12 protein-coding genes are annotated in these 13312 nt (G+C 35.1%); 8 read left to right on the top strand and 4 right to left on the bottom strand.

From position 1 onward, the window contains the following. Positions 1 to 443: 443 nt before the first annotated feature. The gene (locus ACP6PM_RS15210) at positions 444 to 1451 is read right to left on the bottom strand and encodes a Gfo/Idh/MocA family protein (RefSeq protein WP_426585988.1); all 1008 of its coding nucleotides are present in this window, start codon (positions 1449 to 1451) and stop codon (positions 444 to 446) included. Positions 1452 to 1757: 306 nt separating this feature from the next. On the opposite strand from ACP6PM_RS15210, the gene ACP6PM_RS15205 reads away from it, so the two are divergent. The 3 genes from ACP6PM_RS15205 to ACP6PM_RS15195 all read left to right on the top strand — a co-directional run bounded on the left by ACP6PM_RS15205 (position 1758) and on the right by ACP6PM_RS15195 (position 3967). Further along, positions 1758 to 2048: a 2Fe-2S iron-sulfur cluster-binding protein gene (locus ACP6PM_RS15205; protein WP_426585986.1), complete on the top strand. Its 291-nt coding sequence runs from the start codon at positions 1758 to 1760 to the stop codon at positions 2046 to 2048. Positions 2049 to 2656: 608 nt separating this feature from the next. Continuing rightward, the gene (locus tag ACP6PM_RS15200) at positions 2657 to 2950 is read left to right on the top strand and encodes a ferredoxin (protein ID WP_426585984.1); all 294 of its coding nucleotides are present in this window, start codon (positions 2657 to 2659) and stop codon (positions 2948 to 2950) included. Between the two features lie 711 nt (positions 2951 to 3661). After that, entirely contained in the window at positions 3662 to 3967 is a 306-nt protein-coding gene (locus ACP6PM_RS15195; protein WP_426585982.1) for a 2Fe-2S iron-sulfur cluster-binding protein, read from the top strand. Positions 3968 to 4212: 245 nt separating this feature from the next. Here the strand turns inward: ACP6PM_RS15195 and ACP6PM_RS15190 are convergent, their stop codons facing one another. Next, the gene (locus ACP6PM_RS15190) at positions 4213 to 5766 is read right to left on the bottom strand and encodes a SpoIID/LytB domain-containing protein (RefSeq protein ID WP_426585980.1); all 1554 of its coding nucleotides are present in this window, start codon (positions 5764 to 5766) and stop codon (positions 4213 to 4215) included. A gap of 509 nt (positions 5767 to 6275) precedes the next feature. Here ACP6PM_RS15190 and ACP6PM_RS15185 point away from each other — a divergent pair. The 3 genes from ACP6PM_RS15185 (at position 6276) to ACP6PM_RS15175 (ending at position 8548) form a co-directional block, all read left to right on the top strand. Continuing rightward, positions 6276 to 6401 (top strand): hypothetical protein, encoded by a 126-nt coding sequence (locus tag ACP6PM_RS15185; protein WP_426585978.1) that lies wholly within the window; start codon positions 6276 to 6278, stop codon positions 6399 to 6401. A gap of 1046 nt (positions 6402 to 7447) precedes the next feature. Next, positions 7448 to 8041 carry a nucleotide exchange factor GrpE gene (gene grpE, locus ACP6PM_RS15180; protein ID WP_426585977.1) on the top strand — a complete coding sequence of 198 codons (594 nt, stop codon included), beginning with the start codon at positions 7448 to 7450 and terminating at the stop codon, positions 8039 to 8041. 153 nt (positions 8042 to 8194) lie between these two features. Next, positions 8195 to 8548, top strand: a complete 354-nt coding sequence (locus ACP6PM_RS15175) for an STAS domain-containing protein (protein WP_426585975.1) — start codon at positions 8195 to 8197, stop codon at positions 8546 to 8548. A gap of 956 nt (positions 8549 to 9504) precedes the next feature. On the opposite strand, the gene ACP6PM_RS15170 is transcribed toward ACP6PM_RS15175, so the two are convergent. After that, positions 9505 to 10638: a PP2C family protein-serine/threonine phosphatase gene (locus tag ACP6PM_RS15170; RefSeq protein WP_426586019.1), complete on the bottom strand. Its 1134-nt coding sequence runs from the start codon at positions 10636 to 10638 to the stop codon at positions 9505 to 9507. A 435-nt stretch (positions 10639 to 11073) separates the two neighbouring features. On the opposite strand from ACP6PM_RS15170, the gene ACP6PM_RS15165 reads away from it, so the two are divergent. Both ACP6PM_RS15165 and ACP6PM_RS15160 read left to right on the top strand, forming a co-directional pair. Then, on the top strand, positions 11074 to 11565 hold the full coding sequence (locus ACP6PM_RS15165) for an ATP-binding protein (protein ID WP_426585973.1): 492 nt from the start codon (positions 11074 to 11076) through the stop codon (positions 11563 to 11565). A 128-nt stretch (positions 11566 to 11693) separates the two neighbouring features. Further along, positions 11694 to 12185 carry an ATP-binding protein gene (locus tag ACP6PM_RS15160; protein ID WP_426585971.1) on the top strand — a complete coding sequence of 164 codons (492 nt, stop codon included), beginning with the start codon at positions 11694 to 11696 and terminating at the stop codon, positions 12183 to 12185. Between the two features lie 23 nt (positions 12186 to 12208). On the opposite strand, the gene ACP6PM_RS15155 is transcribed toward ACP6PM_RS15160, so the two are convergent. Beyond that, entirely contained in the window at positions 12209 to 12979 is a 771-nt protein-coding gene (locus ACP6PM_RS15155) for a DUF1350 family protein (RefSeq protein ID WP_426585969.1), read from the bottom strand. Between the last annotated feature and the right edge of the window lie 333 nt (positions 12980 to 13312).

The following is a 13312-nucleotide window of genomic DNA, read 5'->3' as shown; positions in this document are numbered from 1 at the left end:
AATTGATGATCTATGTGCGATAATTGATTTTATTTTTTATTATTGGAGATGTCTAATAATTACCGAATTATTAATTGTTAATAATTAATAATTAAATAATTATGGTTTAAAGCCTCTCATGAGCAAGGAGAAAAAGCGGTCGGAAAGCGGAGCATTCCGTCAGGATGGGATGACGAGGTCTCCCGCTCTTTCAGAGCCGCTGCGCTTTTCATGTCGGCTCTTAGCCGAAACGCGAGCCTCCAATCTCCCCTTGAGAAAAGAAATAATATTTCCGATAATTCAATTCCGTAACGGTTAAAACCCGAGGCAATTATCAATTATCCATTATCCATTATCCATTAATGAAAACTGTTCTCTTATTCATCTTCCCACACCTCCCACACTCCTCACCCTCCCCATCACCCCACCACCCCATCTCCCTATGAGGCACCACTTCTTTTGAATTATTTAACCTCAATAGTTTTCCCTGTTTCTGATGCTTTTCTGGTAAAGTCAGCAACTTTTAAAGTATACAAACTTGCTTCTGGAGTTACATATAAGGGAACTCCTCCCAACAAATGTTCAATTACCATTTTTGTATCTTTGGCAAATAAACCACGCCTAGCAGCCACTTCTATAATTTGTATTTTTTCTCCCTGCAATAGTTGACCTTGTTGGGGAGTAAAAATTAATGTACCTTTTTCGCCGTAAAGAGTAAAGATGTTTTCTGATTGCCAAAATGTTTCACCTTTACCATATACAACTTCCCCAATTACATCATTATTAAACCTTAACTGAGCAGTACACAAACAGGCTTTATAAATATCGATATCAGTATACCAAAACTGACTTTGGCAATTAACTGTATCAACTTGACCAAATAGATCGGTAAACCGATGCAAACGAGAAAGTGCTCCCACAAAAGGAAAGCCAAATAGTGAAGAGCGATAAGTCCACTTTTGGGGTGCAGGTTGTTTAGAATTAATTGTGACGTAACGAGCGTAGAAAATTTTACCAATTTTAGACAAAGATTGTTTAATGGCATTGTGGAGACCACCGAGAAGTTCTATATGTTCAACGTGCAATAGTTTATTTTTCTTGGCTGCTAGAGAAATTAATGACTCGGCTTCAGTTGGGTCTAGGGAGAGAGGATATTCAACTATAATATGTTTGTCGTTTTCAAGAGCAGCGCGAGCGATCGCTCCATGATCTCTATTAATAGTAGAAATGATGACTAGATCTAAATCGTCTCGTTCTACTAGTTGTTGCCAAGAAGTTGTATTCTGAACTTGGAAGGTTTGACTAAATTCCTCAGTTTTTTCTGGGGTATTACCTGCAACCGTGACTAGGAGAGATCGCTCATCTTCTTTTAATGCCTTAGCTCTAGCGTTAGCGGCATAACCAGTGCCAACAATACCAACTCCGATCGGGATAGTAGAGCAAAAAGGGGAAGATATATTTGTCTGAGTCATAGCAAAAATAGAATGAAAAAAATTTTCTTATCATAAATTATATATTCATATATTTGTGCTATATTTTATTATTTTTTAATATTTAGGCCATAATGATTGGCCAATAAGATATAAGTAATCAGAATTAAATTAGAATTATTTATAATAAATTCTATAGTAATTTTGGGTCTAATAGGTTTTACAAGTTTGCTTTTTTCCCTTAATATCAGAGATAGAAAAAAAACAAGTACAAATTAACTGGCTAATCAGCCTTGGTTAATTGTATAAGTTTAACTTATAATATTTAACTCTGGAGAGAAAAATTAAATGGCTACTTACAAAGTTACTCTAGTTACACCAGATGGTGAAAAAGTAATTGATTGTCCTGAAGATGACATCATCCTTGACGTTGCTGAAGAGCAAGGAATCGATTTACCTTTTTCCTGCCGTGCAGGTGCTTGTTCTACTTGTGCTGGTAAAGTTGAGTCAGGCACAGTAGATCAAAGTGATCAAACTTTCTTAGAGGACGAGCAAATTGACGAAGGATGGGTACTAACTTGTATAGCCAAGCCAACATCTGATTGTAAAATTTTAACTCATCAGGAAGATGGGCTGTAGTTATTAACTGCTGTAGAAAATTGTAAAACCTGGTTGATATCCACAAGAGTCTAAACAAGAATTTGCCAGTCTTAACATCCCAAGTTTTTTGCTGTCGCTAACATGAAACCTGATGGGAAATGAAATGGGCAGCGTTGGAAAGCGCAAAATACCTTGACGGAAGGATAGGAAAAACTAGGCAAATTCCGAGACATTCAAACAGTGGAAACCAGTAAGAAAGTAATTCTCACATCTACTAAGCGTTGTGTGTGAGAATTACTAGTTAATTTGCCCACGCTGTTACTACTTGTTCCAGTAAATAAAGAGTTAAACTATTACTATTTTCTAGAGTTTAGCTATTTTGGGAAAACAGTCCCTAAAGAATTATCTCTGATAATTCTTTACCTGTCTGTACTGGGACATTGTGATGTGTCGCGATCAAAACCCAGCTAGATAGAAATATAAAACACAGAGGGGTGAGGCATCCCGTACTTAAAGCAGGCGTCTGTCCAACGCAACAGGGGGACTCAGAAGCAAGAATCAACACTACACCGCAAGATTAGTGTGGGAGTATGTTACTTATTAGCTGGTGCAGATAAAGACGAAAGTATTAAATAAAGGAGCATAATATGGCAACTTACAAAGTCACCCTGAAAACTCCAGATGGAGAGTCAACAATTGAATGTGCTGATGATAAGTATATTCTTGATGAAGGAGAAGAACAAGGACTAGATTTACCTTTCTCCTGTCGTGCTGGAGCTTGTTCTACCTGTGCTGGTAAAGTTGAATCAGGCACAGTAGATCAGTCTGACCAATCTTTCTTAGATGACGACCAGATGACAGCAGGATATGTGCTAACTTGTGTAGCTTATCCTACCTCTGATTGTACTATCACAACTCACAAAGAAGAAGAACTTTACTAAAGACTTTAGTTGACAACTTCAAGTTAATCAAGAATCATCAGAAAAATTCGGTAAGTGGGAAACCCACGGTATTTTAAGCGTTGGATGGAAACGAGGAGAGGAGTTTTAACCTGTAGTCAAATGTGCTATAATGGAAATAGACACGATGACCCCTGAATCATGGTGAAAGCTTGAAAACGTTGGGACAATCCATGTTAAATGGTAGTTAATCGAAAAGATGTCTCAGTGTTCGTACTCTGTTTCCAGCCCTTCGCCAGCACGTTGTAACTCAGAGCGAGTGAATCAATAACTAATACCTAAAAGTAGCCTCAATAGTCGCCATACTGGAGAGAGTAGTGGCGATTGGCATCGCCTAGTGGGACTTAAACATTTTTAGGCCAAGAAATAGCTGAAAGTCACTCTAGATCAGGGAATTACGTCAATGCCCTAAAAATACCTAGAACTATTGGTAATTAAGGATTTATGCCTTTTTGATGTAAAAACCTTTGCCTGTCTATATTTTAGCCTATTTTCTACTTCTATTTTGTGTAAGTCCCACTAGTGGACTGCTTCTGTAGCGTGCTATTGTATGGTACTGGCAATGTGGCCGTTTCGAGCAATGTGGAAAACGTGGCAATAGCGCCCGTTTGACAGCTCCTGTGAAGAATCCACCCGGATTTATCCAGTGGAGTGTCAACAAGATTTGTCTACCAATTTTGAGAGGAAAATTACATGGCTACATATAAAGTTACTCTGATTAATGAAGCAGAAGGAATTAATCAAACTATTGATTGTGAGGATGATACATATATTCTTGATGCTGCTGAACAAGCAGGTTTAGACCTACCCTACTCCTGTCGCGCTGGTGCTTGCTCAAGTTGTGCAGGAAAGGTAGAAGGTAATGCAGATGATTGTTTAGATCAAGGCGATCAGTCATTCTTAGATGACGATCAAATTGCAGCAGGATGCGTACTAACTTGTGTAGCTTATCCGAAAAAAGACTGCACTATTATGACTCACCAAGAAGATAATATATAAAATTAGGGCGTTGGTGAATCAAGCTATGAAACCTAAATTTTGCCAAATATAAAATGCTCAATGTTAATAGTTAGGCAATTAGCATTAATGTAAAATTAATACATAATCATAGCCAAAATCACCAACGCCAAAATTAGTTATCAATTATCTTAGAATGTAGGATAATTTAGAATTTTTTGATTGTTTATAGTTGATTGGAATTAACTATAAACAACCAACCTATTTCGCCTTGATCGCTATAACTATTATTGTCCAAAGGTAACTAACTCGCTGAGAGGTTGGAGTTCGGTTCCCGGAAAATAAAAACTGAGAATACGATCGCTACTCCAACCTAACTCAGCTAACTTAATTGAACCTTTCTGACTAAAACCAACTCCATGTCCAAACCCACCGCCAACAAAAGCATAACCCCATAAACTTTGATCTGGTTTGTATATAGGGTCTAGATAAAATAGCGTACTCCAAGGCACCCAAAAAGCATTTTGCACTTCATCCTTATTCAGTTGTATAGTACCTAGGTCTGTTTCGACATTCATTTTCAATACACGACCACTAGGCGATCGTTCCGTTACCTTTACCTTTTTTACTGTTTCAAATTGAGCAAAAGGGCTTTTTTTCTGTCGAAAATAACTCTTTAAATAGCTAACTATACCTGGTAAACTAACAACTTCCCGCCAACGAAATTCTATCCAACCCTCTTCATTAAATCCTTTTTTAAGACTCATAAACTTACGGAAGTTTTCTTCAGAAGCTAAACTATTTGTAGATAAATCCCAAATATTATTAGCTGCATCAACAACAGGTTGTAAATAAGGACGTTCATCACCATTCCACAAATCATTAAAATCTGCCGTAACACCCCCACTAACAGCAAAATAAACTGCATCTATCAACTCATCTTCATAAGTCATAACTTTTCCCCTAGTTACTGCTACTGCTGCATCTGTTTCTGGGTAGACATCTAATCCTTTATAAACTTGGCAGTGAGTATCAGCACACAACTCATAATTATCTGCTGCAAACCGACGTAAATTTTTGAGTGCATAAGTTCTAGCTAAAATTGCCTGAGCTTCTAGGGATGCTTTTGGTGGCCAAGCTCCTAATTCATGGGGTACTACTCCCCGAATATAAGTTTCTATTGGTACATTGTTCACCAATGTATAAGTACCATAAGCATTAGGTTTGAGTTTTAATGAGCCAGCATAACGTCGTTCTTCTGGTATTGCTGTGTCTTGATTAAATTGATTATTGATGATAATTTCATTTTTCCCGGCAGTAATATGTAGTTCATGGCGATGATAAGTATAACCATTCATATTCCAGTAAGCTGTGGGTTGTTGTTTTAAAGCTTCCAGCTCGAGATAGACATTTGTATTACTATGAGCTTGTATACTTTCTAATAGCCAGCGTCGTAATAAAGGAGTTTTATAGACTTCTCTTTTTGCCCAAACTTTCCATCTTCCTGGTTGAGTTACTTCTACTTCTATTCCTTTATTTTTCCAGAACTGGGCATCTTCTTCTGCATTTTCATAACTGCGGTGACTACTGAGAATTAACCGCTCTTTTAAGAGAGGTTTTTCTAGGGGTTTCATTTTAATTTTTACTTCTACTTTTTCAGTAGTAAGAGTTTCTTCTCCTCCTGGAGTTTTAAAGCGTAAAGTTAATTTATCTCCAGGAGTAGCTTTAATAATAATTTTATCTGTTGGTTTAGTACCAAATCTTTGTATAATTCCTATTTTAAGTAATCTATTATATTCTTCTAAAGCGTTGACTGGGATTATATTTAATCCTAGTAGCAAGCCTGTTATAAAGATTGTATTTGGTATTAATTTGTAAGGGAAATACTGTTTAGATATTTTATTGGGCAATTTTCTTCACCTCTGTAGTATTTATTTTATGATTATTGTACATAAAAATGACTATATTGAAAAACCTAATATTTTAATCATTATAGTTTTTCATTTTCCTAGATATTTTCCTTTCAACAGTCTTATATTGCGATTATAGTGGGATTATCCAGCAGCTATTTTCGATCGAATTATTAATGAAAAAGATTATGTAACTACCTGGCGATAAATAAAGTTAATTTTGAATATAACGTAGGGTAGACAATAGAATGTTAATTTACAGATAGAGTTACCATGGGTAGTTAATATCACAATTATTTGGATTAATTTACTTTTTTGAGTGATTTTGTGTTTAATTTTATCTACCTATTTAATAGTATTACTAAAGCATTTGAAAACATCAGCAAAATTATTCGGATAATGAATTCAAAAAACAGATATAATAGGGCTTTGTGAATGAAATGGAAATCAAAATGTCTCAAGATGAGCAAGAGTTATTAAAAGTTAATAAGCAGTGCTATTTAGGAGTATTCATACTATCAAAATCAATAAAAATTTTGGGTAGTCCTGTAGATGTAGTGATTTAGGGTAGAGGTAGGGAACACTTAACACTTAACTGGGAACAGAAATTATCTTAAATTCTTAGTTTCAAAGAAATAGTATTTCCTTGACTACTTGACTTTTTTTAATATATCACTACTTGTATACCACTACCAAATTTTGAATATAAAGTAGTAAATTAATGGGGTTAAAGTAACCGAAAAACTATTTCTATATTGGGTCTTCCCTATGCTAGATTAGCAGTCCGCAATAAAAATTAAGGACAAATATAGCAATCCGCGCATAGGTTGCGGGTAATCAAAAAGTAAATAAAAAAACTGAAACTATTACCAGTTAAGAGTTAAGTGTTTTCTGTTCCCTAAAAAGCAGTAAGATTTTTGACAGGAATAAAATAGGATTGCTATAGATAGAGTCTGGTAAACTATTTGCTTTTACTAATATTTTTGGTAGTGGTAGATACTAATGGTATAGGGAGTAGGGGAGTAGGGGAATGGAAAAAACTGTGAGAATAAAAAAATCCTTTTAGCCAATCCTCTTCTTTATAAGAAGAGTTCATTAATGGATAATGGATAATTGATAATTGATAATTACCTCTGGTTAAAACCGTTACGGAATTGAATTATCGGAAATATTATTTCTTTTCTCTTGGTCGATTGGATATGGCGTTTCGGCTAAGAGCCGACATGAAAAGCGCAGCGGCTCTGAAAGAGCGGGAGACTTCGCCATCTCATCCTAACGGACTGCTCCGCTTTCCGACCGCTTTTTCTCCTTGCTCATGAGAGGCTTTAAACCATAATTATTAATTATTGAACTAATTACTTAAAACAAATACCATGTCAGGAAATTAAGCCGGGAAAAGTCAAACTAACATGAGGCAAATATAAATCGAAAAAAAATCTCAAATTATATTGAGTAAATTCAAAATGGAATTTTTTAATAACTTTATACTACCAATAGTTAGCAATTATGATATATTCTATACTAGAAAAAAAAAGTTTGCTCTTTTCCTTTAGTATCTGGCGAAATGAATCACTCTTTTACAAGAAACTATACCCCCCAGTTACAAAACCTAATGCAAAACGCAAATATTTCCAGCTATAGACAATTAAGTCAAAAAGCTAGAATTTCTGAACTACAGCTTATGCGCTTGCAACGTGGCCTAGCATCAAAAATGCGACTAGATGTTTTACTCAAAATTAGTCAAGCATTAGGAATAACTTTAACAGAACTATTAACTAATTTTGCACCTGAACTTATCAAAAAATCTCCAGAAAATTCCACCTCAGCAGTAGAACAAAAATATAACAATCTCCAGAAAGAATTAGAGCAACAAAAAAAATTGTTAATGCAAGAGTTTCAGCATTCTAGTTTACAAATTTTAGAATCTTGGCTACAGCAATGGCCTACTGTTGTAGAGAAAGCAAAACAAAACCCTAGTCTAGGGGCAGTAAAAATATTGCCTTTGTTACGTCCAGTAGAAAAACTGATGGAACGGTGGAATGTCGAATCTATCGCTAATGTTGGAGCAGAAGTTCCTTTTGACCCCCAGTTGCATCAATTGATGGAGGGGTCTGTACAGAAAGGAGAAATGGTAAAAGTTCGTTATACTGGCTATAAGCAAGGGGATAAACTGCTATTCCGTGCCAAAGTTAGTCCCAAAATTTAAATCAAAGAGCAGAGAAGCTTAATGTAATAGTTGCTTTTGACTTATCTGTTCTTTAAACTTAAGAATTGATTTGGATATACTTGGACTTAATCTCAGTAATAAGCTATACTAGCCTAGGTTTCCTAATGCTGAGAATTATAGCTGCTAGAAAATATGACCACTGTTGTTAAATATATTCAACCCTCTGGTATTTTAGACGGTACTAAAGCTACTTCATTTCGCCAAGAAATTAGTGAACAAGTTGATGCTGGAGCTGATATTGTATTGATAGATTTTAAAGAAGTAACTTTTATGGACAGCTCTGGTTTAGGTGCTTTAGTTTTAGCACTTAAAACTGTTCGTGCTGCTGGCTCTCAGTTAGTTGTATGTTCTATTAATGAGCAAATTAGAATTCTGTTTGAACTAACAAGTATGGACAGAGTTTTTGAAATATTTCCTAGCCGAGAAGAGTTTGAAAAAAATCTTATTGAATCTAATACCAATCTTCAGCCTCAAAGCCAATCATAAAAGTTGTAAATAAGTATCTTAGATTTTAGAAAGTATGTAGTTAGTAGATTCAATCTTCCTCTATAAATCCCTTAATAATTAAAACAAAATGTGAAATATTTATGGGTAAAAAGGGGTGCATCCATGAAAAAGCGTACATCTAAAAAAAAATTGAGTAGGAAGAAATTTTTGATTTGAGATGAGATTAACTATCTATATCTAAATTGATGTCTGGAAAAAAAATCAAATCAAAACGTTCTAACGAAGCTTCTACTTATCTGAATTCTAAGATACTTTAGCTTGAATAATTTCTATGTTTGATTTGTAAGTGCCATGAAGATTAAAGCCATCTAAGTTAAGTAATCATTTTGAGGCAATTCTAGTCAAGAGTTAAACCTAGCCTAATCAGATTAAAGTGTTTAGCATTTAACTTCGGATATAGTATAAATCAAATTTCGGAATTAGTTAGGATGAAGATACTAACTCCAAATTACCATGCTCTCAAGTTTCATTAATTAGCCATAAAAAAATGTATTTCTATTGAGAGAGAAAATATCCTAAATTTGCCTTTGTTCCTTATTCCCTGTTTTCTAAAATCTTTATTTGTAAGTATTTAAAGAGAAATGATATTAGCTAGAGGAAAATAAAAATTACCCATAGCTCTTAAAATAGAATAGAAATGAGAATCATAGGGAAATAACTATCATATTATTTAACTAAAATTGTTCTGAAAATGATTTTTTTTGTAGAATAGAACCAAAAATCAAGACTTAGTAGTAGTTGATTTAGTCTGAATCAGCTACCAGATATATCCCGATCAACAATAATTCTGGAAACAAGCATTAAACTTAGGAATGATAGTTTGATTACTTATAGAATTTCGACAGAGTGATGCTTAATCTATTTAAACGTTGCTTTTTTAATTGTATATTTTATTTAATCTCAATCCTGCAATAACTTGAGGAGACATAAACAGCCTAACCAAAAACAACTTTTAGTAAAGAAAAATCATCACTAAAGACATTACTACCATTCAACTCTCTCACATAGTCCAATATCTTATCTAGATGACAAAAACCATGTTGATTGTATTCTAAAATTAGATTAATAAAGTTATCTATACCCCAAATATCACCTCCAGGTTGAGGTATTTCATAAACACCATCACTAAATATATAAAGAGAGTTAGACTTTTCAACCACACAAAAATCATCTGTATAAGTAGCCTCTGGAAACATACCAATGGGCATTCCAGGAGTTTTCAATTTATTGGCCTGAGCGAGCTGACCATCACCCGAAATTAAAATAGCTGGGGGATGACCAGCACTTGAATAAACCAGTTGACCTTGAGAGCGATTATACACGCCATACCAAATTGTAAAATATTTGTCATTTTGATACGTCATTTGGTAAGTATTATTGAGGGCCTTAAGTACATCACTAGGTTGATGGTAATTGATGTTAGGTATGGCCTTTGACCTCAACAAATTCAAAACCGAAACAGAAGGAAGTGCAGCTCGTAAACCATGACCTGCGACATCCAATAAATATACAGCTAAGTAATTTTCATCTAACCAATAATAATCAAAGCAGTCTCCCCCTAACTTGCGAGAAGGAATAAACTGGGATTCAACTGTTACTGGTTTTGTTAAAGACTCTGGTAGGAGAGAACGCACATAGTCAGCAGCTTCAGCTAATTCTGCTTCTAGTAGTTGCTTTTGAGTCTGCAAATCTTGAGAAAGCTGATGTAGTCGCAGTCCAGCTCTGACCCTAGCCTCCAGTTCATTCATTTCTATGGGTTTAGAAATAAAGTCATCAGCACCAGCATCAAGACCTTGGACTCGATCTTCAACCGTTCCTAAAGAAGTTAGTAAAATGAAGAAAGTTGTGGACAAATCAGAACTAGCTTTAACCCTACGACATACTTCTATTCCAGTGAGTCGTGGCATGATCCAGTCACAGATAATCAAAGCAGGTTGCAGGAGTTTTGCCTTTTGAAAACCTTCTTCACCATTACTTGATACTGTTACCTCATAACCCTGATTCCGCAGAACTCTTTTGAGCAATTCCTGAATGGCAGTATCATCATCAATAACCAAAACTTTATATATCATGGACTTAGTTAAACAATTCACCGTTTGGGCCAAAGCCGACATAAAAGTGAGTAGACCATTAGGAGTTTTTGACTACTCCCCAGACTAAAGTCACGGGGATTAATTATTGTAGGGTTTTGGGGACCAAACTCCTACTACACAAAGGGATAAATAAACCTTAGGACAGCTCTTATGAACTGACCAAAGGAATATTATCTGGGGACAAGTCAAAATGCCCATACGCAGTCGGCTTGAGTATTAACCTAGCTTTGCTGCTTACTTTGCTGATGATATTGCCCCATCATAGTCTGCATTTAGATACCTATTATTACCTGTTCTATAGAAACCAAGCTTTTAGGTAATTTTAATTATTTACATGGATTTTATACGGATACTCCATAATATAACTTAAAATATACCTGAAATATTATCCAATTACTTAATAAGCAAAGTGTGACTAACGTGAAAGGTTCCGATAAATTACCAAAGTTTCGCAAAGTTTATTTGCAAGTTCATTCAGACCTGGGAGAAAATGACAAAGTTTTGTCATGGTTTGAGCAATTGCATCAAGCACCAATTCCAAAAACAGTTTGGTTACAGTGTGAGTTGGCTTTGGCTGAAGGTTTTACTAATGCAACTCGCCATGCTCATAAATATTTGCCCAGAGAAACACCTATAGATATTGAAGTTACAATGTATACTGACTACCTGGAAATTAGAATTTGGGATTGTGGTCAGCCTTTTGAGTTGACAGAATGGTTAAAAGTACAACCAGATGCAGATATGTTTGCTCCTGGTGGACGGGGTATAAAACTAATGTATGCAATAGCAGACCATATTAGTTATACTCGTACATCTGATAATCGTAACTGTTTGTTAATTATCAAAAATTATTGGTTATATCCTCAAGTTCAAAATGGAAATTCTGATTCTGATATAATTTGAATTTTCTCAGTGTGAAGCTATAATATTACATCTCAAGGTTTGGCTCTTGAAATTTTTATACTTGTAATCTACAGATACTCTACAATCATATTATGTGAAATATTATGTAATTACTTAAGAAGCGAAGTGTGACTAAAGTCAAAGATTCTGATAAATTACCAAAGTTTCATCAAGCAGATTTACAAGTTTGTTCAGACCTGGGAGAAAACGATAAAGTTTTATCATGGTTTGAGCAGTTGCACCAAGCACCAATTCCAAAAAAAGTTTGGTTACAGTGTGAGCTAGCTTTAGCCGAAGGTTTTACTAATGCAACTCGTCATGCCCATAAATATTTGCCTAGAGAAACACTTATAGACATTGAAGTTACAATATATACTAATTATCTGAAAATTAAAATTTGGGATTATGGTCAGCCTTTTGACTTACTTGAATGGCTAAAACAGCAACCCACTCAAACAGATATCTTTGCTGGTGGTGGAAGGGGTATAAAATTAATGTATGCCATAGCAGACGATATTAGTTATACCCGTACATCTGATAATCGTAACTGTTTGTTAATTGTCAAACAATATTGGCCAGATTCGCCAGAAGATAATGATTCTTATGATGATGACTCCTAAATCTGGAATTTATCAGGATGAAGCTATGATATTGGTGCTAGGGGATTCAGCCAAAGTAGGATTTCACGTTTAAGTTGATTTAAGTCCCGATAAACTTCTTGTTTCAGCCATTGACCAATGGCATCTACAGGGGTATATACTTGTCCTACAGACCAACTTAAGTCTTGACCCAAAGGTGTCAAGTGGTTTCCTTTTAATCTATGAACTGTGACCATACTGGGAAAACGTAGTCGTAATATATCGCTCAAACGAAGAGTTTGATCTATATTATCATCATTAAATTTAATCAATAAATTGCGCCGAATTCGATAACGTTTTTGAATTAAGCTGTTTGTGATTTTTGGGGAGGGAGTAAACTCTACTTTCACTACAGAAGATATTTGTTCGACCAGGGGGATGGCATCACGAGCTGCAAAATTATTGAAAGATATGAGAATATTGCCAGCCCTTTTTATGGAAAATAAACTACCTATAAGTAAATGTAACTTACATCCCATACTATGCCCAATTCCATATATAGGTAAAGATTTTTTCCTGAGTATTCTACTAGCATATAAATGATTAAGACAATTCTCAAAACTGCTGAGAACATTTTTAGCCATTGCTAAATGATCTAAAGTATTGACAAAAGGAGTAGCTATTACTGCATAGCCTTGATTGGCTAGAATCTCCAATAACCAGCGATAAGTGACATGGGGTGCAGTTGCGACAAATGCTCCACCCAAAAAATGTATGACTGCTTTGGGCTGAGAAGGTATTAATACCCAATTACCAGAATTTTCTTGCCATTCCATAATTGAAAACTATAAAAGAATTTAGGAGTCAAGAACTCAGTACTCAGAATTTTTCCTGAAGTTTTAAGTTGCCAAACACTTAGCCAAACCTAGGATTATACTGCTCCTAGCTGTCTAATGTCTTTTATTCCCTGACTCCTGTTTCAACTTTTAATAAAATTGCAATAGTCATTAATTGACATTTTTCCGACCCCAAGCATTCGCGATAGACCGGAATTCCTAAACCTCACGATTCAGGTTTTCTGCTTCTACTGATTTTTGCCTAGATTAATACTCAGTATTAATCCTTGCTAAACCATCTCCACAGACATTTTTGTTTTAAGTCCACCAAGT

Source organism: Dapis brunnea BLCC-M229, assembly GCF_050015995.1.
In the GTDB taxonomy this organism is placed as follows: Bacteria; Cyanobacteriota; Cyanobacteriia; order Cyanobacteriales; family Microcoleaceae; genus Trichodesmium.
The sequence above is the reverse complement of the archived record's forward strand: the minus strand, read 5'-3'. Positions and strand labels throughout refer to the sequence as shown.